The organism is Williamsia limnetica (assembly GCF_003217475.1).
GTDB lineage: Bacteria > Actinomycetota > Actinomycetes > Mycobacteriales > Mycobacteriaceae > Williamsia > Williamsia limnetica.
This window is the reverse complement of the sequence record NZ_QJSP01000001.1, coordinates 330,895-356,155: the sequence shown is the minus strand read 5'-3', so window position 1 is coordinate 356,155 and position 25,261 is coordinate 330,895. Positions and strand designations below refer to the sequence as shown.

Here is a 25,261-nt window from a genome sequence, read left to right as displayed (position 1 = left end):
CGGCCGTCAGATCCGCCCGCCCGGCGTTCACGCCGCGGGGGCCGGGGGAGGTGCCTGGTGGGTTGCCTCGACAGCGCGGCGCGGCGTCATGGCCACGAACCAGGCCTCCTGAACGCCCAGGATCACGATGATCGTCAGCAGCAGGCCCTCGACCTCTATGGGGGCCAGCGTGATGTTCAGGGCGTCGACGAGCGCAGGAGAGATCGCGACGACGAAGACCAGCACGTACAGCGGTACTCCGAGTCCGGCCAGGATCCACGGCATGACCTTGCTGTCGGTGTTGGCGCGGAATTGGATCGCCAGCATCACCACCCCGATGGCCCCGACGACACCTGCGAAGGCGAAGCCGGTCCGCCAGATCGCGCCGATCTGCGGAGCGACCTGTGCGAAGAGGGAGACCGCGGCGGCGACGACGAACTGCAGTGAGACCAGGTAGGCCATCTGGCCGCCATGGCCGTCCTTCCCGGTGAGATCGTCGCGATCCTTGATGGCCACCCACCACAGACCGAGCAAGGTGAAGTTCGTGGCTGCTACGACTCCATAGAAAGCGGACTGGTCCATAGCGGAACCATAATCGCAGGTGAGGACGCGCGGGTGGTACTTGCGCGGGCAAAAGACAAACCGTGGCCCACTTTTCAGTGAACCACGGTCTTCTGGGTGTCCGAGGGGGGACTTGAACCCCCACGTCCGTTAATAGGACACTAGCACCTCAAGCTAGCGCGTCTGCCATTCCGCCACTCGGACCCGAGTCGCTGTCAGGGCGTACCTGCCAGCGCCGGATAACATTAGCCGACTGGCCGCCCTCAACCCAAATCGCCAGCACAGCCCCGATATCAGCGGCGGTTTGCTACCAATGATCCATGGATCGGTCGACGATGATCTGCCGCACCTGCGCAGTGGAACACAGCCAGGATCTGCCGCCCCGGTGCCACATCTGTGCGGACGAGCGTCAGTATCTGCCACCCGGCGGCCAGCAGTGGGTCTCCCTGGCGCAGCTGGCCAATGAGGGGCAACGGACCGGCGTCGGCGAACTCGAAGCGGGGCTTGTCGAGATCCACACGACCCCGGGCGTCGGGATCGGCCAGCGGAGCAAGTTGGTCTGTACGCCCGCCGGAAATCTGATGTGGGATCCGCCGGGATTCATCGATGATGCCGGGGTCGAGGCGGTGCGATCGTACGGCGCGGTGGTGGCGATCGTCGCCAGCCACCCGCACATGTTCGGGGTGCAGGTGGAGTGGAGTCGTGCGCTCGACAATGCACCCGTGCTGGTGGCCCGCGCGGATCTGGGGTGGGTGGCCCGCCACGACCCGATCATCGAGCCGTGGTCCGGAGATCTAGATGTGTTGCCGGGAGTGACGCTGACGCAACCGGGTGGGCATTTCCCCGGGAGCGCGATCGCGCACTGGGGTGCGGGTGCGGGCGGGCGGGGTGTGCTGCTCACCGGCGACACCGTGTTGCCCAACCCGGACCGGGCCAGTGTCAGTTTCATGCGCAGCTATCCCAACCGGATACCGCTGTCGGCGGCAGTCGTCGACAGGGTCACGACCCAGTTGGAGAGGTTCGAGTTCGACAGGATCTACGGCAACTTCGCAGATTTCGTAGACAGCGATGCGCGAACGATTCTGAGGCGCTCGGCCGACCGTCACATCGGTTGGGTGCAGGGTGATTTCGACCATCTGACCTGACCGCACGCGGAACGCCCGATCTGCGGGGCCACCGCGAGACCCTGCTGTGGTGATAGGAATGAGCAGGTGAACGACGAAGCGAAGCGTGCCACCGACGAAGTCGTCGAGTTGGTCAGCAGGCTGATCCAATTCGACACCAGCAACACCGGCGAACTGGCGACCACCAAAGGCGAGGCAGATTGCGCCCGCTGGGTGCAAGAGCGGCTCGACGAGGTCGGATTCGAGACCGAGTACGTGGAGTCGGGGCAACCCGGGCGCGGCAACGTGTTCGCGACGCTGCCGGGGGCCGACCGTAGGCGGGGCAAACTGCTCCTTCACACCCACCTCGACGTGGTGCCGGCAGAACCTGCGGACTGGAGCGTGCACCCGTTCTCGGGTTCGGTGAAGGACGGTTACATCTGGGGCCGAGGTGCCATCGACATGAAGGACATGGTCGGGATGGCGCTCGCGCTCGCCCGGCAGTTCAAGCAAGAGGGCACCGTACCGCCGCGTGACATCGTCTTCGCGTTCCTGGCGGATGAGGAAGCCGGCGGCAAGTGGGGGTCACATTGGCTGGTCGCCAATCGACCCGATCTGTTCGAGGGTGTCACCGAGGCCGTCGGAGAGGTGGGTGGATTCTCTCTGACCGTCGACCGACCTGACGGTACCCAGAAGCGCCTCTATCTGGTCGAGACGGCCGAGAAGGGCATTGCATGGATGAAGCTGACCGCGACGGCGACCGCGGGCCACGGATCTTTCCTGCACGAGGACAATGCCGTCACGATCCTGTCCGAGGCGGTGGCGAAACTCGGCAGGCACCGCTTTCCACTCGTGATGACCGAGTCTGTGTCGCAGTTTCTCGCCGCGGTATCCGAGGAAACGGGGCTCGAACTCGATCCCGACACCCCGGATCTGGAAACGGTGTTGTTCAAGATCGGGAGCATCGCGCGGATCATCGGCGCGACGCTGCGCGACACCGCCAACCCGACGATGTTGCAGGCCGGCTACAAGGCCAACGTCATCCCGCAGACGGCCACGGCCGTCGTCGACTGCCGGGTGCTGCCGGGCAGGCAGGCAGCCTTCGAAGCCGAGGTCGACGAACTCATCGGGCCTGCGGTCACCCGCGAATGGGTGACGAAGCTGGACTCGTACGAGACGACCTTCGACGGTGATCTCGTCGACGCGATGAACAACGCGATCTTGGCTCACGATCCGCAGGGCCGAACGGTGCCGTACATGCTGTCGGGCGGCACAGATGCAAAAGCCTTCGCGCGCCTGGGTATTCGCTGTTTCGGATTCGCCCCTTTGAAACTGCCGACCGATCTCGACTTCGCCGCGCTGTTTCACGGTGTCGACGAACGGGTACCGGTCGAGTCGTTGTTGTTCGGGACCGAGGTCCTCGAACATTTCTTGCTACACAGCTGAATCGGTGCACCAGTGCGACCGCCTCACGCATGATGGAGTGGCCACCTACGGAAAGGACGCGAACAACGATGTCGAGGTACAACCCGTACGACGCACTACCGAGCTTGCCGGCTTTCACCCTCACCTCCGAGAGCATCACCGACGGATCGTCTCTGAGCACGCCCCAGGTGTCAGGGATCATGGGCGCGGGCGGCGACGACGTCTCGCCGCAGTTGAGCTGGTCGGGATTCCCCTCCGACACCAAGAGCTTCGCGGTGACGGTCTACGACCCCGAGGCACCGACGGCATCGGGCTTCTGGCACTGGGCCGTCGCCGACATCCCTGCTGCGATCACATCGCTGACGGCCGGTGCAGGTGATGGTGAGCCGGGATCGTTGCCGGTGGGGGCGGTAGCTCTCAACAACGATGCCTCCGTACCGCGTTTCATCGGCGCGGCGCCGCCTCCCGGTCACGGGGTGCACTACTACTACACAGTCGTCCACGCGGTGGACGTCGAGAGCCTGGGATTGCCGGACGGCGCGACCCCGGCGTACCTGGGTTTCAACCTGTTCTCCCACGCGATCGCCCGCGCGATCATCACCAACACCTACGAGCGTCCTGACGGCGACTAGTAAAGACTGAACCAAACCCAGTCTGTTCAGGCATTTCCAGGTGTTGCAACACCTGGAAAGCCCTGGACGGGCTGGGTGTGTTCTGTGTGGCTCAAGGTTTCGTGGCTGCGCTACCCACGGCGTCGGCGATCGAACCGTAACCGGCCGCGCGCACCCGTTGGGCCAGACCTCGGTGTATCTCCCTGGTCCACAACGGGCCTCCGTAGATGAATCCGGTGTAACCCTGGATCAGGGAGGCGCCCGCGCAGATGCGCTCCCAGGCCTGCTCGGGAGTCTCGATCCCGCCGACACTGATCAACGTCAGACGGGTACCGACCCGGGCGTACAGGCGACGCAAGACGTCCAGTGAGCGATCCGCGAGCGGCGCACCGGACAACCCACCCGGACCATGACTTTCAACCTCCGCGGCGGGGGTCGCGAGTCCTTCGCGACTGATCGTGGTGTTCGTACAGACGATGCCCGCAAGACCCAATTCGAGTGCGAGGTCGGCGATGTCGTCGATGTCCGCATCCGCAAGGTCGGGCGCGATCTTGACCAGCACCGGGATCTCGACCGCGGCCTGGACCGCTGCGAGCAAGGGCCTCAACGATTCCACCGCCTGCAGGTCTCGAAGCCCGGGCGTGTTGGGTGAGCTGACGTTCACGACGAGGAACTCGGCGAGTGGCGCGAGCAGACGCGCACTGACGAGGTAGTCGGCGACCGCGTCGCTCGCTGCGACGGCCTTGGTTTTCCCGATGTTGGCGCCGATCGGCACCATCGTGGGGGTCGCCTTGCGTTGCTTGAGCAGGTTGGCTGCGGCGCCGGCGCCATGATTGTTGAAACCCATACGGTTGACGAGCGCCCTGTCCTGCGGAAGCCGGAACAGACGCGGCGCCGCATTCCCTGGCTGCGCTTCGGCGGTGACCGTGCCCACCTCGGCAAAACCGAATCCCAGGGCACCCCACGCATCCACGGCCTCGGCATCCTTGTCGAACCCGGCAGCCAGCCCGAGCGGTGCCGGGAAGTCGACTCCGAAGACCCGGGTGCGCAGCACCGGATCGTCGACGACGAGCACCCTCGCCACGAGAGCCCGGAGCGGGTTGATCCGTCCCACCACGCTGATCAGCCGCGCCATCGCCCGGTGGATCCGCTCCGGTGGGATCCGGAACATCACCGCCAACAGCACGGCATAAAGCCGCCGGAACAGCTGATCCATCACGCGCTCATCTCGGTGTTCGGCTGGTCGGTCGATGCCAGTCGCGGACGCCGTCTGCGGAGCAGTACCTTCCGGCTGCCGTCGGCATACAGTCGCACCCGGGACAGCTCCCACCCACCGAACTCGGCCTGTATCGACAGCCGCATCGATGCCGTGACACGGGTCACTTCCGGAGGGAGGCGCAGCGGGATGTACTCGTAGTCATCCGTCGACATGTCCCATTCCCGCGGAAAACCTCTGGTTCGCTTACCTGCCACCACGACCACCCTTCACTGCCACGAATGCCACCTCACTGCTGGTCGGAGCTGATGACCTGCAGGCCCTCGCCACGCGCCGAGAGCAGATACACCGTCCCATTGCCGGGATCCACCACTATGGAGTCGGCCTGTCCGACCGTCGTGAACTGACGCGTCTGCACCGGGGTGCCGGTGGCCAATTCGTAGGCTGTCACCTTGTTGTCGCCGGTGGTCGCGACCCACGCCAGGTTCTGGGTGTCGTCATAGCCTACGGCGTACGGACCGAACGGCACCGGATAGCGGAACTTGTTGACGAGCGGGTCGCCACTGAAGGCGAGGAACTCGCCTCCCTTGGTGTCCGTGCTCAGGAAACGCCCGAAGTGATCAACTGTGAGGTTTGTCGCACCGTCGCCCGATCGCAGGGCGACCCCCAGATCTCCGTCGGCGACGTCGACCTGCGTCACCGACGATTGCGCACGGTCGAGCGCGACGACCTGGCCGTCGTGTTCGGCAAGGTCGTCGACCCGGACCAGGCCCGCGATCGTTTTCTGAACGCCTCCGTCGGCACCGATGACGGCGATTTGTCCGAGATCGTTGCCGACCAGCGTCTGGCCTTGCGAGGTCAGCACCGCCGACAGCGGCGTACCCGGCAGATCGGTTCTGACCACGTCTCCGGTGGCCGAATCCACGGTGAGCAGAGCGCTGGGAATGAGGACCTGGAGTACGCCGTCGGCGAAGGTTCCGAATCCGGATGCCTTGTCGCTCAACTCAACAGTGCGGGTCGGCGAAGTCAGCGCTGCGGTCGGGCGGAACTCCACCGACCGCCCGTCTGCCGACAGGACGGCCAGCTGCTCGGTACTGGGGCAATAGGCAAGGGCGCCGCCGGCGTCGGGCATCGGGACGACCTCACCTGCGGGCGCGCCGGCCTCGACGATCGGCGCGGCGATCGGCGTCTGCGGCGCGATCGTCGGGACGTCGGGGGTGTCTCCGGAATCGGAACATCCTGCGAGCACAAGCACCAGAGCAGCTGCCGCCGCCATCACCACGCCAGGTCTCCCGCGCACATTCATGACACCCATCTTGCTGGTTCGGTGCGCGTGCACCGAAATCCGGTGCGCCGGATGTGTCCGAGAGGGAGGGGACGGGGGATTCCAGTAGCATCTGCGCAGTGACAGACACGATGAGTTGGGCCCAGTCGATCGTCCTGGGGGCTGTTCAGGGACTGACCGAATTCTTGCCCGTGTCGTCGTCCGGACATCTGCGGATCGTCTCGGAGATCTGGTTCGGACAAGACGCCGGTGCATCGTTCACCGCCGTCACCCAGCTCGGAACCGAGGCCGCAGTGCTGGTTTTCTTCGCAAGAGACATCGTCCGGATCATCACGGCGTGGTTCCGCGGTCTGTTCGACGCCGCCAAACGCGACCTCGACTACCGGATGGGTTGGTATGTGATCATCGCCACCATCCCTATCGGCGTCCTCGGCTTCCTGTTCAAGGACCAGATCCGGACCGGTGCCAGAAACTTGTGGTTGGTCGCGGCGATGCTCATCTTCTTCTCGCTCGTCATCGCTGCTGCGGAGCACTTCGGACGCAAAGAAAGGCCGATCGAGAAGCTGACCACCCGGGACGGCCTCGTGATGGGATTCGCGCAGTGTCTGGCGCTGATCCCCGGCGTGTCGCGCTCCGGTGCGACCGCCAGCGCCGGCCTGTTCCTGGGCCTCAAACGCGAAGCAGCGGTCCGCTTCTCGTTCCTGCTGGCCATACCCGCGGTCACCGCATCCGGCTTGTTCAGCCTGCCTGATGCGTTCAACCCCAGCGGTGACGGGATGGAGGCGCCGGGGCCCCAACTGTTGGTGGCCACGGCCATCGCGTTCGTGGTCGGATACGCCGCCATCGCCTGGCTGCTCAAGTTCGTGGCCAACCATTCCCTGTACTGGTTCGTGGGGTATCGGGTCATTCTCGGCGTCGTGGTCATGGCGTTGCTCGCCGGCGGCGTGATCAGCGCGACCTGATCGCACCCCCGTCCGGCTCGGCAAGCACCGCTGCCACCCGTCTGACCTGCGCCACCACAGGTGGGTTCCCAGTTCCGCATAAGGTGAAATACGTGACGGTCATATTGCTACGCCACGGACGCTCGACCGCGAACACCTCAGGTGTGCTGGCCGGCCGGACCCCAGGAGTCGATCTCGACGAGCACGGCCGCTCCCAAGCGGCCGCGATCGTGGAGCGGATCGCTGCGGCGGGGCCGTTGGCGGCCGTCGTAAGGTCGCCCCTGCAACGGTGCGAGCAGACGGTGACGCCGCTGGTGCAGCACCTCGGCATTGACGAGATCGTCGATGAACGACTCCTCGAGGTCGACTATGGGCAGTGGTCCGGCCGCCCGATCAAGGAACTGTTGTCGGAGCCGTTGTGGCGGGTGGTGCAACAGCAGCCGTCCGCCGCGATCTTTCCCGGCGGTGAAGGGCTCGCGCAGGTGCAGGCACGCGCGGTCGCCGCGGTTCGTGAACTCGACGCCCGTTTCTCTGGTGAAGACGGAGCAGGCGTCTGGGTGGCATGCTCGCACGGCGACGTCATCAAGGCGGTCCTCGCAGACGCGATGGGGATGCACCTGGACTCGTTCCAACGGATCGTGGTCGAGCCCGCATCGATGAGTGTGGTCCGATACAGCGTTGCGCGACCCTACGTGCATGCGGTGAACTGCACTTCGACATTGCAGAAGCTGGCGTCGGCACCGAAGTCCGAGGCGAAGACCGAAGGCAAACATGCTGATGAGGCCGTGGTCGGCGGTTCGACCGGAACCTGAACGCACGCACTGGCCGCTCGGGCGGCCCGCGCGGAACGTCCTCGGTATGGGCGAACCCGCCCCGGATGGGGATAATCAATTTCGAAGAACGGAGGTGCCATGGCCAGAGCGATACACGTCTTCCGCAGTCCGGACCGTTTCATCGCCGGAACGGTCGGCCAGCCCGGTGACCGGACCTTCTATCTGCAGGCGGTCCACGAGACCCGCGTGATCAGCGTGATGCTCGAGAAGCAGCAGGTTCAGATACTCGCCGATCGAATCGGAGCCCTGCTGGAAGAGGTGCACCGCCGATTCGGTACACCTCTGCCCGCAGAGCTGTCGCGGGTCGAGGATCTGAGCCCATTGGTCATGCCGGTCGATGCCGAGTTCAGGGTCGGGACGATGGGTCTCGGGTGGGATTCGGAGTCCGAGGCGGTGGTGGTCGAACTGCTCGCCATCACCGAAGGAGAGTTCGACGAGAGTGTTGTCCTCGACGACACCGAGGATGGGCCGGATGCGGTGCGGGTCTTCCTGAGCACTGGCGCGGCCCGTGAGTTCGCGACGCGATCGTCGAGTGTCATCTCTGCGGGTCGCGAACCATGCCCGCTGTGCGGTGACCCGCTCGATTCGGCCGGCCACATCTGCGTCCGTACCAACGGATATCGGCGCGACGCCGAGTTCGGGCCTTCGCTCGAATTCGTCGATCCCGATCTCTTCGACGACCCGAGCCTGGGCGACGACGACACCGATGAGGGTCCGACCGCAGGTCCGGACAGGTAGCGCACACGTGAGCGCACCAGTGCCCGAGCCTGAATCGCTCGACGTGGCGCAGATCCTCGCCGATGGCGAACTCGAGCTCATCGGACAGATTCGTTCGGCGAGCAACGCCACCCTGGTGTGCGACGCCATCCTCGGCGACGACCGCCTTCGTTGTGTGTACAAGCCGGTCCGTGGCGAGCAACCGCTGTGGGACTTCCCCGACGGCACTCTCGCCGGTCGCGAGGTCGCCTCCTTCTTGGTCTCCGACGCCCTGGGCTGGTCGGTGGTGCCGGTGACGCTGCTGCGGGACGGGCAGTTCGGCCCGGGCATGGTGCAGCGGTGGATCGACACCCCTGAACCGACCGACGGGTTGCCCGCGCGCCTGGATCTGGTCGACCTGTGCTCGCCGGACCTGATCCCCGAGGGATGGAAGCTGATCCTGTCTGCCGTCGACGGGCGCGGTGAGGATGTGGCGTTGGTCCACGCCGACGATCCCCGGCTACAACGGATGGCGGTCCTGGACGTGCTCATCAACAACGCGGACCGAAAAGGCGGGCATGTCCTGGAGGGCCTCGACGGCCAGGTCTACGGCGTCGACCATGGCATCTGTCTGCACACCGAGGACAAATTGCGAACCGTGCTGTGGGGTTGGGCGAACCAGCCGATACCCGCTCATCTCATCGAGGACGTCGAAGGATTGCTGCACTCGCTCGAGCAGGTCTCATCGCCACTTCGGGGACGTTTGGTGGACCTCATCACCCCCGCGGAGATCGACGCACTCATCGTGCGCGCAACGGTGATGGTCGCCGATCCGGTGATGCCTGACGCCAACCGGTCCCGGCCGATACCCTGGCCTGCATTCTGATCAGACCGTTCATCGTCGAGCGATTCCGGCAGCCCTGACAGCGGCCGCCGCCGGCCTCGCCTTAAGGTGGAGTCCATGCAGTCGTGGTCTGACACCGTCGTTCCGTCCGTCCCCGGTCGGGGTCCGGCGCTGAGGCTTTTCGACACCTCTGATCAGCAGGTGCGCCCTGTCGTGCCCGGTGCCACCGCAACAATGTATGTGTGCGGCATCACTCCCTACGACGCAACGCATCTCGGCCACGCCGCGACCTATCTCGCGTTCGATCTCGTGAATCGGATCTGGCGTGATCTGGGTCATGATGTGCATTACGTGCAGAACATCACCGACGTCGACGATCCGCTGTTCGAGCGCGCCGACCGGGACGGCATCGATTGGGTCGATCTGGGGCAGCGGGAGATCCAGCTCTTTCGGGAGGACATGGCGGCGTTGCGGGTGCTGCCGCCGCGGGACTACATCGGTGCGGTCGAGTCGGTCGACGAGGTCGTGGAGGTCGTCGGCAAGCTGGTCGCCTCGGGTGCCGCGTACATCGTCGACGATGCCGAGCACCCTGACATCTACTTCCGGACCGACGCGACCGAGCAGTTCGGTTACGAGTCCGGATACGACCTCCCGACGATGCAGAAGTTCTTCGCCGAGCGCGGCGGCGATCCAGACCGCCCGGGGAAGCGGGATCCGCTCGATGCGCTGGTCTGGCGAGCCGCCCGCGACGGCGAGCCGTCGTGGGATTCACCCCACGGTCCTGGCCGACCCGGATGGCATATCGAATGCGCGGCAATCGCTTTGAACCGGATCGGATCCGGTTTTGACGTGCAGGGCGGTGGGAGCGACCTGATCTTCCCGCACCACGAGTTCTCCGCGGCACACGCGGAGGCGCTGACCGGCGATCGCCGGTTCGCCAAGCACTATGTGCACACCGGGATGATCGGCCTCGACGGCGAGAAGATGTCGAAGTCGCGGGGCAACCTCGTGTTCGTGTCGAAACTTCGTGCAGCACAGGTCGACCCGGCCGCCATCCGGCTCGGGTTGTTCGCCGGTCACTACCGCCAGGACCGGGCGTGGACCGATGACGTCCTCGACGACGCCGTCAACAGGCTCGCCCGGTGGCGACGCGCCGCCACCAATGACTCCGGCCCGGCGTCGGCACCGACGATCGAGCGTCTGCGCCAGCACCTGGCCGATGATCTGGACACCCCCAAGGCAATCGCCGCCATCGACGCCTGGGCAGCCGACGTACATGACGGATTGGGTTCGGACACGGCCGCGCCCGGCGAGATCGCCGCGGCGGTCGACGCGTTGCTGGGCGTTCCGCTGACCGAGCCCCGGTAAGGTCTCTCATCGTGGCGAACGTTGAGGAGATCGACCCCGGTACGGCGCAGGGCGTCTGGACCGTGCTGACCCGTACCTCGACCTATCTGCTCGACTTCGGTGAGATGACGCTGCTACGCGCACCCGGGGTCGGTGGCACAGACGATGAATCATGGTCGGTGAGTCGGCTTCGCCGAGATTCCGAGGACATACCACTGCTCGGCGTGAAGTCGTGCCGGGTAGGCGAGTCCGCACAGTTCTGGGTTCGCGCCGCGGACGACCCGGATGTCCGTACCTGGCGGATCACCACCCCCGTCGTGTCGATCGAGCGGATCTCCTGACCCTTCGGGTCGCATCAGGTCCAGAGGTGGATCTCACCGTCGCGTATCTCGGCCTTGAAGACCGGCAGCGGCTCGACATCGCCATTGGTGCAGGCACCGTCGGCGAACGCGAACGTGTACTGGTGCAGTGGGCACATCACCTTCGTCGCGTCCGTCTGACCGTCGGCGATCGGGCCGCCTCGATGCGGGCACCGGGCTCCGAGGGCCCGCAGGGTTCCGTCGCCCAGCAGGAAGACCGCGACCTGCTGACCGTCCACCACGTAGGTCCGGCCCTCGCCCACGGTGAGATCGGTGATGGACCCCACCACGCTCGACGTCGGCGCGCTCATCGGACCGGTACCAATGGCAGCTTGATGAGCGGCAACGACGGGCTGAACTGTGCGGGCGATTTCGGCGCGAGACGTTCTTTCCATGGATCGGTGTAGGCCGCAGCGGAGGCGTTGATCCGGTCGGTGAGACCCGCCACCAACCCATCGCGGTCATCGATCAGGATCGCCTTCAGCTCGTCGATCCCGACGCGCGGCACCCACGCGTAGGTCCGTTCGAGCCACTTCGCCTGTTCCCGGTAGTACTGGATGAACACCCCACAGATCCGGATGACCTCGTCGGCGCCGTGGGCTGTCGCGAGCAGGTCACCCTTCCGGATGTGGGCCCCTGCCGCGCCACCGACGTAGATCTCCCACTTCCCATCGCCCACCGCGACGACGCCGAAGTCCTTGCACAGTGCTTCAGCGCAGTTGCGCGGACATCCGGTGACCGCAAGCTTCAGCTTCGCCGGCGACTCCAGGCCCTGGTACTTCTCCTCGATGGCGATCCCGAGTGCGGTGGAGTCGTCCAGGCCGAAGCGGCAGAAATCAAGTCCGACACAGGTTTTGACCGTGCGGAAACTCTTGCCGTACGCGTATCCCGACGGCATGTCGAGGTCTGCCCACACCTTCGGCAGGTCTTCCTTCTTGATCCCGAGCAGATCGATCCGCTGACCGCCGGTGACCTTGACCATCGGTATGTCGTATTTCTCCGCGACGTCGGCGATACGACGCAACTGCGCCGGGTTCGTCACGCCGCCCTTCATCTGCGGGACCACGGAGAACGTGCCGTCGCGCTGGATGTTCGCGTGTACACGGTCGTTGATGAAGAGTGCGCCGCGTTCGTCCTCCCAATCGGCACCCCAGATGATGCGCAGCAACGACGCGATGGGCATCTTGGCCGTCACGTCGTCGCCCGAGGGTGCGAGTTCGCCGAGGACCGCGGACACCGAGCGCAGATTGCGCTCCTTGATCTGCGCCATCAGTTCCGGCTTGTCCATCGGGATGGCCGGGACATACCAGTCCGCCGCCGGATCGACGGCGAGATCGCCGCCGGCCGCGCATGCGACGATGTCACCGACGAGGCCTTTGCAGGAGCCGCAACCTTTTCCGGCCCGGGTCTTGGCAACCACGTCGCCGACGGTCTTCGCACCCGAATGCACGCAGGCGACGATGTCGCCCTTCGTGACGCCGTTGCAGTTGCAGACCTGCACGTCGTCGGCGAGCTCTGCGGCGCCGGTCTGCGCGCTGGGCGTCCCCATGTCGAACAACATGCTGATGCGTTCGTCGGGCAGGGGGACCTTGTCGTCGAAGGCCTGGGTCAAGAAATTGACCTTGCTGATGTCGCCGAGCAACATCGCACCGATCAGCTTGTTGTCCCGCACCACGACCGACTTGTACGTGCCGCTGCGAGGTTCGTAGAACTGCACGAATTCGTCGGTGTCGCGTTCCGGCCCTTTGACACCCATCGCTGCGACGTCGACCCCGGCGACCTTGAGTTTCGTGGTGAGTCGCGAGCCGTGATACGCGGCGGTGGGATCGGCGCCGGTCAGCACGTCGGCCAGTACGACGGCCTGCTCCCAGAGCGGCGCGACGAGGCCGTAGACCTCGCCGCGGTGCTGGCAGCATTCGCCCACGGCATAGATGGATCCCTCGTCCTCGCAGCGCATCTGATCATCGACGACGATGCCGCGTTCGATGACCAGCCCGCCGGCCCTGGCGAGTTCCACGTTGGGCCGGATACCCGCTGTGACGACGATCATGTCGGCGGGTAGCGACGTGTCGTCGTTGAAGCCGACCCCGGCCACCTGGCCGGCCTCGTTGCGCAGCACTGTGGTGGTGCGCTTGGACGTGTACACCCCGACACCGAGTTCCTCGATCTTGTTGCGCAGCACTCGTCCGCCGCGTTCGTCGAGTTGTTGGTTCATCAGGTGCCCGGGGGAGTGGACCACGTCGACGTCGATGCCCTGGGTGCGCAGTCCGTAGGCCGCTTCGAGACCGAGCAGGCCACCGCCGATGACCACTGCGCGCATGTCGTCACGCGACAGGGCCATCTGGAGCATGCCGTTGGTGTCCTCGATGGTCCGGAAGCCGAAGACCCCGCGTGCCAGGCGTCCGTCGGGTTCACGCAGCCCGTCCATGTTGGGGAAGAAGGTATTGCTGCCCGTGGCGATGATCAGGGTGTCGTAGTCGATGACGCGGCCGCTCTCGCAGGTGATCGATTTCGCGAACCGGTCGATCTGCATCGCTCGATCGCCGGAGAACAGTGTCACGTTGTTCTCGCGATACCAGGCCATCGGATTGAGCATCAGGTCATCGTCGTCGATCGAGTTCTCGCCTGCGAGGACGTGCGAGAGCATGATCCGGTTGTAGTTGCCGTACGGTTCGTCGCCGATCATCGTTATCTCGAACCGGGAACCACCGCCGCGCGACAGGATCTCTTCGACCGTGCGGGCACCGGCCATACCGTTGCCGATCACCACCAGGCGGTCGAGCTCGGGTTTGTCTGTCATCAGAACTCCGTGAACCCGAAGTCGACGACCAGCTCACCCGTGCATCCTTCGGGCGCGGCGAACACCAACTCGAGCAAAGTGTCCGGATCGACATCCTCGACAACGCGCAGAGGGACGTTGACCGACGACTTCGCGCCCATGGGGAACCATCGCATCGGCTGTTGATCGCGGAGCAGTGTCACATAGACCAACTCGTCGCTGCTGTTGCCGCCGCGGAAATACAGAGGCTGAACGGTCATGCCTGCCGGGACCTGGTAGGCCAGCGAGGGATCCAAGGGGGCTGCCTTGGTCAATCCGGTGCCGGTGAAGGAGAAGACACCCTGCAAGAACTTCGGGGTACTGGACATGGGAGTCAGTGAACGGCAACCGGATGAACCGCTACTTGCAGCGGCGTTACGAACCGATTGTCAGGTACTCACCGTCACTGCGAACCCGGCGTGATCACGCCCCGAAGCTGCCTCCGGGCCCGCGGCGGCGCAGATAGCGTTCGAACTCGGCGGCCAAGGCGTCACCGTCGATCTTCGACAGCGTCTCGTCCACGGACACCTCGGCATCGCCGCGTTCTTCGAGGCCGCGCACATAATCGGCGATCTCATCGTCGTCTTCCGTCATCTCGGTCACGGCGCGTTCCCACTCCTCGGCCTGCTCGGGCAGCTCTCCGAGCGGTACCTCGACATCGAGGACCTCCTCGAGATGACTGAGCAACGCGGCCGAGGCCTTGGGGTTCGGTGGGGTGGACACGTAGTGGGGGACCGCGGCCCAGAAGGAGATGGCCGGGATGCCTGCTTTGACGCATTCGTCCTGCAGGACCCCGGTGATGCCGGTCGGGCCCTCGTATCGGCTCTCCTCGAGTTTGAACTGTTTCGCCGACTCACCGCTGTACGCGGCACCGGTGACCGGGACCGGCCGGGTGTGGGGGGTGTCGGCAAGCAGCGCGGCGAGGATCACAACAGTGTCTACCTGCAGCTCACGGGCGATCTCGAGGATTTCGTTGCAAAAACCTCGCCACCTCATGTTGGGTTCGATTCCCCGGAGGAGGACGATGTCCCGGTCCGCACCGGGCGGCGTACAGTACGAGATCGAGGTGGTCGGCCAATCGATCCTTCGGGTGACGCCATCGATCTGTTTGATCATGGGCCTGTTGACCTGAAAGTCGTAGTAGTCGTCGGAATCGATTTCGGCAAGAGGTACGGCGTCCCAGACGAGCTCAAGATGTTCCACAGCTCCGCTGGCCGCGTCGCCGGCGTCATTCCAACCCTCGAAGGCAGCAACTAGCGTGGGGCGGCGCAAGCGTGGAAGGTTTGCGTTCACTGAACCAGCCTACGACCGAACACCGAGTGAGAGCGAACTACCCTGATAACCATGTCGTCAGCCACTTCACCAAACTTCGATTCGGGATTGCTCACCGCCATGGGCAAACGCGTCTTGATCGGTGATGGGGCCATGGGCACCATGTTGCAGGCAGCAGACCTCACCCTTGACGATTTCATCGGTCTCGAGGGCTGCAACGAGATCCTCAACGACACCCGTCCCGATGTCCTCAAGGAGATCCACCGCGCCTATTTCGCGGCGGGCGCGGACGCGGTCGAGACCAACACGTTCGGCTGCAACCTGTCGAACCTCGGCGACTATGACATCGCCGATCGCATCCGGGAGCTGGCGTACAAGGGCACCCGCTTGGCGCGTGAGGTCGCCGACGAGTTCGGTCCCAGTGCCGACGGAACCCCGCGCTTCGTCCTGGGATCGATCGGTCCGGGCACCAAGCTCCCGACCCTTGGTCATACGACGTTCGGCGTGATCCGGGACGCGTACAAGGAATGCGCGCTCGGAATGGTCGACGGCGGCGCCGATGCCATCTTGATCGAGACCTCCCAGGATCTGCTGCAGGTGAAGGCCGCCATCCTCGGGTCGCAGGAAGCATTCTCCGAACTCGGTCGGCGCATCCCGATCATCGCGCATGTGACGGTGGAGACCACCGGCACCATGCTGCTCGGTTCGGAGATCGGAGCGGCCCTCGCCTCGCTGGAGCCACTCGGTATCGACATGATCGGTCTGAACTGCGCCACCGGCCCCGCAGAGATGAGCGAACATCTGCGCTATCTGACGAAACACGCGCGAATCCCCGTCTCGGTCATGCCCAATGCCGGGCTGCCACAACTCGGTCCGAACGGCGCCGAGTACCCGCTGACGCCGGAAGAGCTGGCCACCGCGTTGAGTGGTTTCGTCTCCGAGTTCGGCCTGTCCTTCGTCGGCGGGTGCTGTGGCACCACGCCCGAGCACATCCGGCAGGTCGCCGAGGCGGTACGCGGCACCACCAAGGCCCAGCGCACGCCGGAGCACGAAGCCGAGATCTCGTCGCTCTACAGTTCCGTCCCGTTCGCGCAGGACGCCAGCATCCTGATGATCGGTGAGCGCACCAACTCGAACGGCTCCAAGGCGTTCCGCGATGCGATGCTGGCAGAGGACTATCAGAAGTGCCTCGACATCGCGAAGGATCAGACCCGCGACGGCGCGCATATGCTCGACCTCAACATCGACTACGTAGGCCGTGACGGTGCTGCGGACATGTCCGCATTGGCAAGCCGCCTCGCCACGTCGTCGACGTTGCCGATCATGCTCGACTCCACCGAGCCCGAGGTCATCGAAGCCGGCCTCGAGCATCTCGGTGGTCGGTGCGCCGTGAACTCGGTGAACTACGAGGACGGCGACGGACCCGATTCGCGCTTCACGAGAATCATGAAGCTGGCCAAGAAACACGGCGCAGCCGTGGTGGCACTGACCATCGACGAAGAAGGCCAGGCCCGCACTGCCGAATGGAAGGTCCGGGTCGCCGAGCGGCTCATCACCGACATCGTCGACAACTGGGGGATGGAAGAAGAGGACATCATCATCGATGCCCTCACATTCCCGATCTCGACCGGTCAGGAAGAGGTGCGCCGGGACGCGATCGAGACGATCGAGGCGATTCGCACCCTCAAGGAACGGCACCCGAGGCTGCATTTCACGCTGGGCATCTCGAACGTCTCGTTCGGACTCAATCCGGCCGCGCGCCAAGTACTGAATTCGGTCTTCCTCAACGAGTGCGTGCAAGCCGGTCTCGACACCGCGATCGTGCACGCGTCGAAGATCTTGCCGATGGCGCGGATCCCGGACGAGCACCGCGAGATCGCCCTCGACCTGGTCTATGACCGTAGGCGTGAGGGCTACGACCCTCTGCAGAAGCTGATGCAACTGTTCGAGGGTGTTTCCGCGGCATCGGCACGCGAATCGCGGGCCCAAGAACTGGCCAAGCTGCCCCTCTTCGAACGGCTGGAACGACGTATCGTCGACGGCGAGCGGGCGGGACTCGAAGACGATCTCGACGAGGCCATGACCCAGGTGCCTCCGCTCGACATCATCAACAAGACGCTGCTGTCGGGGATGAAGACCGTCGGCGAGTTGTTCGGCTCCGGTCAAATGCAGCTGCCGTTCGTGTTGCAGTCGGCCGAGGTCATGAAAACCGCTGTCGCGCATCTCGAACCACACATGGAGGCCACCGGCGAAGACGGCAAAGGCCGTATCGTGCTGGCGACCGTCAAAGGCGACGTGCACGACATCGGCAAGAACCTCGTCGACATCATCCTGTCGAACAACGGCTACGAAGTGGTCAACATCGGTATCAAGCAACCGATTTCCACGATCATCGAGGTGGCGCAGGACAAGAACGCCGACGTGATCGGTATGTCCGGACTGCTGGTGAAGTCGACCGTGGTGATGAAGGACAACCTCAAAGAGCTCAACACGCGGGGGCTCGCCGAGAACTATCCGGTGCTGCTCGGCGGCGCGGCGTTGACCCGCTCCTACGTCGAGAACGACCTCAGCGAAACCTATGAGGGCGACGTGCATTACGCGCGAGATGCTTTCGAAGGTCTGCGGTTGATGGACGACATCATGCTGACCAAGCGTGGCGGCGGACCCGATCCCGACAGCCCCGAGGCGATTGCGGCGGCCGAGAAGACCGCCGAGCGGAAGAAGCGGCATGAGCGGTCGAAGCGGATCGCCGAAAAGCGTAAAGCCGAAGCCGAACCGATCGTGGTCCCGGAGCGTTCGGATGTTGCTGCCGGACTACCTGTTCCGACGCCTCCGTTCTGGGGCTCGCGCATCATCAAGGGTGTTCCCATCGCGGAGTACCGCACCCTGCTCGACGAACGCGCACTGTTTTTGGGTCAGTGGGGACTTCGCGGAGCCCGGGCCGGAGAAGGGCCCAGCTACGAGGATCTCGTCGATACCGACGGCAAGCCACGGTTGCGGTACTGGATCGACCGGCTCACGTCGGAGAACATCCTGCAGCACGCGGCCGTCGTCTATGGCTACTTCCCGGCGGTCAGCGAGGGTGACACGGTTCACGTGCTCACCGAACCGCGTCCCGACGCCCCGGTCAGGCACAGCTTCGAGTTCCCGCGCCAGCAGCGAAGCAGATTCCTGTGTATCGCGGACTTCATCAGGCCGCGATCGGAGGCGATCGAGACCGGTGTCGTCGACGTCTTGCCGTTCCAGCTGGTGACCATGGGTCAGCCGATCGCCGATTTCGCGAACGCCCTCTTCGCCGAAGACGCTTACCGCGACTATCTCGAGGTACATGGCATCGGGGTCCAGCTCACCGAGGCGCTGGCCGAGTTCTGGCATCAGCGGGTTCGAGAGGAACTCCGGTTCGGCGACACCGCCATGGCCGCGGAAGACCCTGACAATGCGCAGGACTTCTTCGACCTCAAGTATCGCGGTGCGCGGTTCTCGTTCGGCTACGGTGCGTGCCCGAATCTCGAGGACCGGGCGAAGATGATGGATCTGCTCGAGCCCGGACGCATCGGAGTCGAGCTCTCAGAAGAGCTGCAGCTGCATCCGGAGCAGTCGACGGACGCCTTTGTCCTGCACCATCCCGAGGCGAAGTACTTCAACACCTGAAACGCCCATCCGTGCCGGCTTTCCGTTTCCGTACCGGCGTCGTGACACCGGCGCGGAAACGGAAAACCGGTGGGGAGGGTGTCAGCGCGGTTTGATTCAGCGTGAATCGAACTGGTGCCTTCATCGCGCGGGTGACCAACACTCGTGGCATGACGATCACAACTGACGCCACCACCGGCTCTGTCACCGACGACGAACTCGACGCCCGCTTCCGCCCCGTCTTCGAAAGCATCTCCGCTGGCGCGACCGAACGGGAGGTCGACCGTCGACTCGCCTTCGACGAGGTGCACAGACTTCGGGAAGCCGGGCTGGGAGCGCTGCGCGCACCAGTGGAATTCGGGGGCCTGGGCGCGACTGTGCGGCAACAGTTCCGGCTGCTGATCGACCTCGCGGCCGCTGAGTCGAACCTTCCTCAGGCGCTCCGCGTGCACTTCAGCTTCGCCGAGGATCAGCGGCTGGCGGAACCCAGCGACGAGCGCGACACCTGGCTGCGAGCTGTGGCCGGTGGCGTTCTCGTCGGCAACGCCATCACCGAGCCCGGTGTCGGCGCCGTGGACCGTTATCGAACGCGCCTCACGGCAAAGGGTGACGGATGGGTGTTGAACGGCACCAAGTACTACAGCACCGGGTCGCTGTACTCGAACTACATTCTCGTCGCCGCAGACCAGGACGGGCAGCGAGTGTCCGTCCTGGTCGACGCAGACGCCGACGGGATCACACAGCATGACGACTGGGATGGATTCGGCCAGCGGCTCACGGCCAGCGGCACCACCGAGTTCAGCGACGTCGCCGTGGCCGCAGACCGGATCCTCGGCCCGGGATACGGGGCAGCGGGCAAGACATACGCCACCTCGTATCTCCAGCTCGTTCAACTCGCCGTCCTCGCGGGTATCGCCCAACGAGCCACCGACGACACCGCACAGTGGGTGCGCGACCGCACTCGCTCGTACACCCACGCGGCAGCAGATCTGCCCCGTGAAGACCCGTTGGTCCAGCAGGTCATCGGCAAACTGTCCGCGGCAGCATTCACCGCCCGGACAGCAGTTCTCGCGGTCGCCGACCTTCTCGACGAGGTGTTGGTCGACGCGACGACCGCCGCCGACCCGGTTCTGCTCGATCGCGCAGAACTGGCCGCCGCCCAGGCCCAGATCACCGTGAGCGATCTGGTGCTCCGGGCCACGAACGACCTGTTCGAGGTCGGTGGCGCGTCCATCACCTCCGAGAGCCTGCGGCTCGATCGCCATTGGCGCAACGCCAGAACGATCTCGGTGCACAACCCGACGATCTTCAAGAGCCAGGCCATCGGCGCGAACGTCCTCAACGGAACCGAGCTGCCGTTCGCCTGGAGCGCCGGCAACCGCTGACCCGCACGTTCGTCACCGATTTCGGTCGAGGCCGCCCGGTCGGCAAGGATGTGGGGGTGAGTGATCTACCGAAAGCCGCGCTGTTCGACATGGACGGCACCCTGCTGGACTCCGAAAAGCTCTGGGACATCGCGATGGGGGATCTCGCGGTCGATCTCGGCATCGAGATGACGCACGAGCTCCGCGAGTCCACGCTGGGCAACTCGATGAACGATGCACTGACAAAGGTGTTTGCCGCAGCCTCAGTCCCTGTCGACGACAGGGACTATCCGGGGCGTGGGGCTTGGCTACGCGATCGGGTGTCGACCTTGTTCACCGCCGGGATCCCGTGGATGTCGGGCGCGCGGGAAGCGCTGGACATGATTGCAGCGCAAGGCATTCCTCTAGCTCTGGTGACCAACACCGAACGTGTGCTGACCGAGCAGGCGCTCGACACCATCGGCCGGGACCGCTTCGCGGCAACGGTCTGTGGTGACGAGGTGCCGGTGGGCAAGCCGGCGCCCGACCCATACCTGCGGGCGGCCCATCTGCTGGGAGTCGACGCGGCCGACTGTCTGGCGTTCGAGGATTCCCCGACCGGCACCCAGGCCGCGACCGCGGCGGGATGTGCGGCGATCGTCGTACCGTCGGCGGCCCCGGTTCCCGCGGGTCCGCGCCGAACGATTCGTCGAAGTCTTCTCGGGCTGACCCTCGCTGAGGTCGCGGCTGCCTTCAATGGGACAATGGGGCACCGTGAAGACCTTCGATGAGCTGTTTGCCGAACTGACCGACAAGGCTGCTACCCGTCCGGAGGGCAGCGGCACGGTCGCCGCCCTCGACAAGGGCGTGCACACCCTCGGCAAGAAGATCATCGAGGAGGCCGGCGAAGTGTGGCTTGCTGCCGAGCACGAGTCATCCGAGGCGCTGGGTGAGGAAATATCTCAGTTGCTCTATTGGCTCCAGGTGATGATGATCAAACGCGGTCTGACCACAGACGATGTGTACAAGCATCTGTGATCGCGATACACCCCAACATCTGCCTCACCACAGCGTCTGACTCACTTCTGCCGATAGGACCCACCCATGCTGCGCGTTGCCGTCCCCAACAAGGGGGCTCTCTCCGAGTCGGCCGCCGAGATCCTCAGTGAGGCCGGCTACCGCCGCCGCTCGGACTCCAAGGACCTGACCGTTCTCGACCCGGCCAACGAGGTCGAGTTCTTCTTCCTTCGCCCCAAAGACATCGCGATCTACGTCGGTTCCGGCGAGCTCGACCTCGGCTTGACCGGTCGCGACCTCGCTCTCGATTCGGGTGCCGATGTGGACGAGTGTCTCGCCCTCGGGATCGGGACGTCGACGTTCCGTTATGCCGGACCCAACGAGAAGGAGTGGACCGTCGCCGATCTGGCGGGCAAGCGCATCGCCACCTCATACCCCAACCTCGTCCGTGCCGATCTTGCCGCGCGCGGCATCGAGGCGACGATCATCCGATTGGACGGCGCGGTCGAGATCTCCATCCAGCTCGGCGTGGCGGATGCCATCGCCGATGTGGTCGGCTCAGGCCGGACTCTGAAGCAGCATCAATTGTCGGCGTTCGGTGAATCGCTCTGCGACTCCGAAGGCGTACTGGTTCAACGTGCCGGGGCCGAGCGCACCAAGGCTGCGCAACGCTTCATCGCCCGCGTCCAGGGCGTCGTCTACGGGCAGCGCTACGTCATGCTCGACTACGACTGCCCCAAGTCGTTGCTGGAGGCGGCGATGAAGATCACTCCCGGTCTCGAGTCGCCGACCGTCGCCCCGATGGCGGACGACAACTGGGTGGCCGTCCGGTCGCTGGTGCCTCGGAAGCAGCACCAGAATCTGATGGACGAGCTGTCCGAACTCGGCGCGAAGGCGATTTTGGCCTCAGACATCCGATCCTGCCGCTTCTGACCCGGAATTGGTGGGTTCTGGCGGACCTGTCCAGGGGAAACAGTCGCCACAACCCACCAAGATCGGGATCAATTGAATGGGCGGATGAGCAAGGTCTGAGCTGAACGGGCCACCGCACCCGATTCGTCGAAGAGTTCGGCGCCGGTCATCCCGTAGCCGCCGGGCCCCACGGCCATCCGGGCGTCGATCCCGGTCCAGTCGCCGACAGGCTGCCGGTAGAGGTGGACGGTGGTGTCGGTGTTCATGAACGACCACTTGCCGAACTCGAGTCGCGATCCCACACCGTTGGCGACGTCGAGCACGGTGAAGAACTTCTCGATGTCCGTGGTCTGCTCACCGGCGACCAGTGGGAGCAGCGGACGCACCCACACCCGGCGTCCATCGCCACCATCGTCGGGGACCATCCTGGCCTCCAGGGTCCCGACGAAGCCCTTCGTACCCCAGTCCCCGGTCAGGGGGCCCAAGCCGGAGAAGCCGATGGTGCCCTCGAGATCTTGTGGTCCGGGGGCCAGCGACCCGGCGGGGTAGTGCTCGATCGCAGAAGTGGTGTCCGTGGCGAGGCGCCAGCCCTGGGCTCGCGCCACCGGTCGAAAGGTCCCGTCGTCCCGGCGCACCGACAACTCGGCTTGAACGAGGCAGATCTGGCGACCTGGACGCAACACGGTCGTCGCGACCCGATTTTCGCCGAGACCGATCGCTCCGAGGATGTCGACGGTGATCCGCGAGAACTCGTGGGTCGGGTCAGGTTCGTGGCGTACGAGGGCTCGGGTCAACAACCCGATCGGGGGTCCGCCGTGCTGAAGTTCGTCGCCCCACACGCTGACGGTGTTCTCGGTCGGGGTGAAGTGTTCATGATCGCCATCGCGACCCAGCGGAAGGTAGTAGGCGCGTTCGTCAGACATTTGCCTGACTCTAACGACCTACTCGGCGACGGCTTCCGCGTGGCTCGTCTCGCCGGGAGCACTGGGCCACCCGGGGTAGGGCAGGAGGGTGCCCCCGAACTCGGGACAGTGGGCCTTGTGGTCGCACCATTGGCACATGCGGCTCTTCTTGGGCGGGAATTCGCCCGTGGCGCCTGCCTTCTGAATGGCTTTCCAGATCGCTTTGAGGGTCTTGGCGAATCGATCCAGTTCAGCCTTGTCGGGGGTGTAGATCAGCGATTGGCCATCCGCCAGATACAGCAACTGCAACCGTGCCGGGACGACACCGCGTAGGCGGTAGATCGCCAGTGCATAGAACTTCATCTGGAACAGGGCGCGAGACTCGAAACTCTCGCCGGGGGAGCGGCCGGTCTTGTAGTCGACCACCCGAACCCTGCCGTCGGGAGCGACATCGATGCGATCGACGAACCCGCGCAGCAGGACCCCGTTGTCGGATTCGTCGTCGGCGACCAGATCCACCTCGACGCGTAGTTCGCACGATTCCGGCGTGAATGCGGTCGGGTTCTCCAGCGTGTAGTACGTCGAGATGAGCTTGTGGGCGTCCGACAGGAATTTGTCGACCTGATCGTCGGGAACGAGCTCACGCAGCTCGGGCGATTCCTCACAGAGAGCACCCCAGGCACCGTCGACCAAGAACTCAGCGGATTCCGGCACCCGAAGCCCGGCGGGCATGTCGAAGAGGTTCTCGAGCGCGGCATGGACGACCGTGCCCTTCACCTGTGCCTGTGTGGGCACCTCGGGTAACCGGTCGATCGCCCGGTATCGGTACAGCAGCGGGCACTGCTTGTAATCACCCGCCCTGCTGGGCGAGAGCGCAGGCGTCCTTCTGGCAGAGGGTGGGTCGACACGCACAGGCGGGTCTGCATCGGGGCGGGATTCGGTACTCACACTCACACCTGGCAGGGTATGCCTGACCAACGACGTCGCCGCTCATTTGCCGTCAAAACAATGTGCACCGATGTTCGACCGTGAACCAGGAAGGCCAGCCGCCGCATGTCAACCACAGGTCCGTTTGCCGTCGGCGACCGCGTCCAGCTCTCCGATGCCAAGGGCCGCAAGTTCACCGTGCGGCTCGAGGCGGGGAAGAGTTTCCACACCCACAAGGGCGGCATCGCCCACGACGACCTCATCGGGGCCGACGAGGGGATCGTGGTCACGTCAACGTCCAACACCCCCTATCTCGCGTTGCGCCCGTTGCTCATCGATTACGTCCTGTCCATGCCTCGTGGGGCACAGGTCATCTATCCCAAGGATGCCGCCCAGATCGTGATGGAAGGCGACATCCACCCCGGTTGCACTGTCCTCGAAGCAGGTGCCGGGTCGGGTGCTCTCACGTGTTCGCTGCTGCGCGCGGTGGGGGATCACGGCAAAGTGCTCTCGTACGAGGTCCGCGACGATCACGCCGAGCATGCGGTCCGCAACGTCGAGGAGTTCTTCGGCGGGCCCCCGCCCAACTGGGACCTGACCATCGCCGACCTCGTCGATTACCCCGGAACCGGCGACGTCGACAGGGTGGTGCTCGACATGCTCGCGCCCTGGGAGCCACTCGACACGATCAAGCGGGCACTCAAACCCGGCGGTGTTCTAACCATTTATGTGGCTACTGTCACCCAGTTGTCACGCGTCGTCGAGGCCATCCGCGAGCAGCAGTGCTGGACCGAGCCGAGAGCATGGGAATCGCTCGTCCGAGACTGGCACGTGGTCGGTCTGGCTGTGCGCCCAGGGCATAAAATGCAAGGTCACACCGCATTTTTGATCACCACGCGCCGGCTTGCCGAAGGCACGGCACCGCCTCGACCACACCGCCGTCCCAGCAAGGGCGGACCCGCCGTGGTGTAGCGTCGGAAAACCTTGTGGCGACACACAATTAACATGGCTACAACAACGCGGTCCGCGGGGTGCAGGGCGAGGCTGCCGATTCGCCGGTAACCTCGGGAGACGGGTTCGACCGTACGTACATCACGAGGTGGTGGCGACGAGTCGACTCGGGGAGAGGAGTCAGAAATGACGGAATCCAGTAGTGACGAGCCTCGGAACAGCAGCGGTCAAGAAGACACCGCAGCATCATCCGAGTGGGGCTCGGCCTCGACCCGGTCCGCGAAGGCGG

Annotated in this window: 25 protein-coding genes and 1 tRNA gene; 15 read left to right on the top strand and 11 right to left on the bottom strand. The window is 64.8% G+C overall.

Going from position 1 to position 25,261, the window contains the following annotated elements:
- Positions 1-27: 27 nt before the first annotated feature.
- Both DFR67_RS01705 and DFR67_RS01700 read right to left on the bottom strand, forming a co-directional pair.
- Positions 28-561, bottom strand: a complete 534-nt coding sequence (locus DFR67_RS01705) for a hypothetical protein (RefSeq protein WP_110467661.1) — start codon at positions 559-561, stop codon at positions 28-30.
- Positions 562-658: 97 nt separating this feature from the next.
- Positions 659-744: transfer RNA gene (locus DFR67_RS01700), tRNA-Leu, on the bottom strand.
- 116 nt (positions 745-860) lie between these two features.
- On the opposite strand from DFR67_RS01700, the gene DFR67_RS01695 reads away from it, so the two are divergent.
- From DFR67_RS01695 to DFR67_RS01685, 3 genes are all read left to right on the top strand, one after another.
- Positions 861-1,685, top strand: coding sequence for an MBL fold metallo-hydrolase (locus DFR67_RS01695; RefSeq protein ID WP_110467660.1), 825 nt, complete (start codon positions 861-863; stop codon positions 1,683-1,685).
- 66 nt (positions 1,686-1,751) lie between these two features.
- On the top strand, positions 1,752-3,089 hold the full coding sequence (locus DFR67_RS01690; RefSeq protein ID WP_110467659.1) for a M20/M25/M40 family metallo-hydrolase: 1,338 nt from the start codon (positions 1,752-1,754) through the stop codon (positions 3,087-3,089).
- 68 nt (positions 3,090-3,157) lie between these two features.
- Positions 3,158-3,700, top strand: coding sequence for a YbhB/YbcL family Raf kinase inhibitor-like protein (locus DFR67_RS01685; protein WP_110467658.1), 543 nt, complete (start codon positions 3,158-3,160; stop codon positions 3,698-3,700).
- A 91-nt stretch (positions 3,701-3,791) separates the two neighbouring features.
- Here DFR67_RS01685 and DFR67_RS01680 read toward each other — a convergent pair whose 3' ends face one another.
- The 3 genes from DFR67_RS01680 to DFR67_RS01670 all read right to left on the bottom strand — a co-directional run bounded on the left by DFR67_RS01680 (position 3,792) and on the right by DFR67_RS01670 (position 6,201).
- Positions 3,792-4,895, bottom strand: a complete 1,104-nt coding sequence (locus DFR67_RS01680) for a quinone-dependent dihydroorotate dehydrogenase (RefSeq protein ID WP_110467657.1) — start codon at positions 4,893-4,895, stop codon at positions 3,792-3,794.
- Complete coding sequence (locus DFR67_RS01675; protein WP_110467887.1) at positions 4,895-5,110, bottom strand: DUF5703 family protein; 216 nt, start codon at positions 5,108-5,110, stop codon at positions 4,895-4,897. Before DFR67_RS01675 ends, DFR67_RS01680 begins: the two co-directional genes overlap by 1 nt.
- Positions 5,111-5,184: 74 nt before the next feature.
- Positions 5,185-6,201 (bottom strand): YncE family protein, encoded by a 1,017-nt coding sequence (locus DFR67_RS01670; RefSeq protein ID WP_146240346.1) that lies wholly within the window; start codon positions 6,199-6,201, stop codon positions 5,185-5,187.
- Positions 6,202-6,299: 98 nt separating this feature from the next.
- Between DFR67_RS01670 and DFR67_RS01665 the strand changes: the two genes are divergently transcribed.
- The 6 genes from DFR67_RS01665 (at position 6,300) to DFR67_RS01640 (ending at position 11,182) form a co-directional block, all read left to right on the top strand.
- Positions 6,300-7,142 (top strand): undecaprenyl-diphosphate phosphatase, encoded by an 843-nt coding sequence (locus DFR67_RS01665; protein ID WP_110467655.1) that lies wholly within the window; start codon positions 6,300-6,302, stop codon positions 7,140-7,142.
- A gap of 92 nt (positions 7,143-7,234) precedes the next feature.
- Complete coding sequence (locus tag DFR67_RS01660) at positions 7,235-7,933, top strand: MSMEG_4193 family putative phosphomutase (protein WP_110467886.1); 699 nt, start codon at positions 7,235-7,237, stop codon at positions 7,931-7,933.
- 99 nt (positions 7,934-8,032) lie between these two features.
- Positions 8,033-8,692, top strand: a complete 660-nt coding sequence (locus DFR67_RS01655; RefSeq protein ID WP_110467654.1) for a DUF3090 domain-containing protein — start codon at positions 8,033-8,035, stop codon at positions 8,690-8,692.
- Positions 8,661-9,536 (top strand): SCO1664 family protein, encoded by an 876-nt coding sequence (locus DFR67_RS01650; protein ID WP_110467653.1) that lies wholly within the window; start codon positions 8,661-8,663, stop codon positions 9,534-9,536. The genes DFR67_RS01655 and DFR67_RS01650 overlap by 32 nt, the downstream gene beginning before the upstream one ends.
- A gap of 75 nt (positions 9,537-9,611) precedes the next feature.
- A complete protein-coding gene (gene mshC / locus DFR67_RS01645) occupies positions 9,612-10,862 on the top strand; it encodes a cysteine--1-D-myo-inosityl 2-amino-2-deoxy-alpha-D-glucopyranoside ligase (protein WP_110467652.1) in 1,251 nt (416 codons plus the stop codon).
- An 11-nt stretch (positions 10,863-10,873) separates the two neighbouring features.
- Entirely contained in the window at positions 10,874-11,182 is a 309-nt protein-coding gene (locus tag DFR67_RS01640; RefSeq protein ID WP_084836915.1) for a hypothetical protein, read from the top strand.
- Positions 11,183-11,196: 14 nt separating this feature from the next.
- Here the strand turns inward: DFR67_RS01640 and DFR67_RS01635 are convergent, their stop codons facing one another.
- The 4 genes from DFR67_RS01635 to DFR67_RS01620 form a co-directional block, all read right to left on the bottom strand.
- Complete coding sequence (locus DFR67_RS01635) at positions 11,197-11,511, bottom strand: Rieske (2Fe-2S) protein (protein WP_110467651.1); 315 nt, start codon at positions 11,509-11,511, stop codon at positions 11,197-11,199.
- Positions 11,508-14,000: a nitrite reductase large subunit NirB gene (nirB, locus tag DFR67_RS01630; protein ID WP_110467650.1), complete on the bottom strand. Its 2,493-nt coding sequence runs from the start codon at positions 13,998-14,000 to the stop codon at positions 11,508-11,510. The genes DFR67_RS01635 and nirB overlap by 4 nt, the downstream gene beginning before the upstream one ends.
- Positions 14,000-14,347, bottom strand: a complete 348-nt coding sequence (locus tag DFR67_RS01625; protein WP_110467649.1) for a molybdopterin oxidoreductase — start codon at positions 14,345-14,347, stop codon at positions 14,000-14,002. Before DFR67_RS01625 ends, nirB begins: the two co-directional genes overlap by 1 nt.
- Positions 14,348-14,441: 94 nt before the next feature.
- Entirely contained in the window at positions 14,442-15,311 is an 870-nt protein-coding gene (locus DFR67_RS01620; RefSeq protein ID WP_110467648.1) for a PAC2 family protein, read from the bottom strand.
- Positions 15,312-15,362: 51 nt separating this feature from the next.
- Here DFR67_RS01620 and metH point away from each other — a divergent pair, with 51 nt between their 5' ends.
- The 5 genes from metH (at position 15,363) to hisG (ending at position 22,213) form a co-directional block, all read left to right on the top strand.
- Complete coding sequence (metH, locus tag DFR67_RS01615) at positions 15,363-18,941, top strand: methionine synthase (protein ID WP_110467647.1); 3,579 nt, start codon at positions 15,363-15,365, stop codon at positions 18,939-18,941.
- A 149-nt stretch (positions 18,942-19,090) separates the two neighbouring features.
- Positions 19,091-20,305: an acyl-CoA dehydrogenase family protein gene (locus DFR67_RS01610; protein WP_110467885.1), complete on the top strand. Its 1,215-nt coding sequence runs from the start codon at positions 19,091-19,093 to the stop codon at positions 20,303-20,305.
- 56 nt (positions 20,306-20,361) lie between these two features.
- On the top strand, positions 20,362-21,054 hold the full coding sequence (locus DFR67_RS01605; RefSeq protein WP_281268293.1) for an HAD family hydrolase: 693 nt from the start codon (positions 20,362-20,364) through the stop codon (positions 21,052-21,054).
- Entirely contained in the window at positions 21,038-21,301 is a 264-nt protein-coding gene (locus DFR67_RS01600) for a phosphoribosyl-ATP diphosphatase (RefSeq protein ID WP_084836966.1), read from the top strand. Before DFR67_RS01605 ends, DFR67_RS01600 begins: the two co-directional genes overlap by 17 nt.
- Positions 21,302-21,367: 66 nt before the next feature.
- Positions 21,368-22,213 (top strand): ATP phosphoribosyltransferase, encoded by an 846-nt coding sequence (hisG, locus tag DFR67_RS01595; protein WP_110467646.1) that lies wholly within the window; start codon positions 21,368-21,370, stop codon positions 22,211-22,213.
- A 68-nt stretch (positions 22,214-22,281) separates the two neighbouring features.
- On the opposite strand, the gene DFR67_RS01590 is transcribed toward hisG, so the two are convergent.
- The gene (locus DFR67_RS01590) at positions 22,282-23,115 is read right to left on the bottom strand and encodes a thioesterase family protein (RefSeq protein WP_110467645.1); all 834 of its coding nucleotides are present in this window, start codon (positions 23,113-23,115) and stop codon (positions 22,282-22,284) included.
- An 18-nt stretch (positions 23,116-23,133) separates the two neighbouring features.
- Positions 23,134-24,042, bottom strand: a complete 909-nt coding sequence (locus DFR67_RS01585) for a RecB family exonuclease (RefSeq protein ID WP_425451237.1) — start codon at positions 24,040-24,042, stop codon at positions 23,134-23,136.
- Positions 24,043-24,147: 105 nt separating this feature from the next.
- On the opposite strand from DFR67_RS01585, the gene DFR67_RS01580 reads away from it, so the two are divergent.
- Entirely contained in the window at positions 24,148-24,993 is an 846-nt protein-coding gene (locus DFR67_RS01580; protein WP_110467643.1) for a tRNA (adenine-N1)-methyltransferase, read from the top strand.
- Positions 24,994-25,261: the final 268 nt, after the last annotated feature.

Bases quoted from the DNA above. Each gene is read 5' to 3' on its own strand.
- DFR67_RS01675 (WP_110467887.1), bottom strand. From the start codon at position 5,110: ATGTCGACGGATGACTACGAGTACATCCCGCTGCGCCTCCCTCCGGAA.
- DFR67_RS01670 (WP_146240346.1), bottom strand. From the start codon at position 6,201: ATGAATGTGCGCGGGAGACCTGGCGTGGTGATGGCGGCGGCAGCTGCT.
- nirB (WP_110467650.1), bottom strand. From the start codon at position 14,000: ATGACAGACAAACCCGAGCTCGACCGCCTGGTGGTGATCGGCAACGGT.
- DFR67_RS01655 (WP_110467654.1), top strand. From the start codon at position 8,033: ATGGCCAGAGCGATACACGTCTTCCGCAGTCCGGACCGTTTCATCGCC.
- DFR67_RS01705 (WP_110467661.1), bottom strand. From the start codon at position 561: ATGGACCAGTCCGCTTTCTATGGAGTCGTAGCAGCCACGAACTTCACC.
- DFR67_RS01580 (WP_110467643.1), top strand. From the start codon at position 24,148: ATGTCAACCACAGGTCCGTTTGCCGTCGGCGACCGCGTCCAGCTCTCC.
- DFR67_RS01610 (WP_110467885.1), top strand. From the start codon at position 19,091: ATGACGATCACAACTGACGCCACCACCGGCTCTGTCACCGACGACGAA.
- mshC (WP_110467652.1), top strand. From the start codon at position 9,612: ATGCAGTCGTGGTCTGACACCGTCGTTCCGTCCGTCCCCGGTCGGGGT.
- DFR67_RS01685 (WP_110467658.1), top strand. From the start codon at position 3,158: ATGTCGAGGTACAACCCGTACGACGCACTACCGAGCTTGCCGGCTTTC.
- DFR67_RS01635 (WP_110467651.1), bottom strand. From the start codon at position 11,511: ATGAGCGCGCCGACGTCGAGCGTGGTGGGGTCCATCACCGATCTCACC.
- DFR67_RS01625 (WP_110467649.1), bottom strand. From the start codon at position 14,347: ATGTCCAGTACCCCGAAGTTCTTGCAGGGTGTCTTCTCCTTCACCGGC.
- DFR67_RS01590 (WP_110467645.1), bottom strand. From the start codon at position 23,115: ATGTCTGACGAACGCGCCTACTACCTTCCGCTGGGTCGCGATGGCGAT.
- DFR67_RS01695 (WP_110467660.1), top strand. From the start codon at position 861: ATGGATCGGTCGACGATGATCTGCCGCACCTGCGCAGTGGAACACAGC.
- DFR67_RS01650 (WP_110467653.1), top strand. From the start codon at position 8,661: ATGAGGGTCCGACCGCAGGTCCGGACAGGTAGCGCACACGTGAGCGCA.
- metH (WP_110467647.1), top strand. From the start codon at position 15,363: ATGTCGTCAGCCACTTCACCAAACTTCGATTCGGGATTGCTCACCGCC.
- hisG (WP_110467646.1), top strand. From the start codon at position 21,368: ATGCTGCGCGTTGCCGTCCCCAACAAGGGGGCTCTCTCCGAGTCGGCC.
- DFR67_RS01680 (WP_110467657.1), bottom strand. From the start codon at position 4,895: ATGGATCAGCTGTTCCGGCGGCTTTATGCCGTGCTGTTGGCGGTGATG.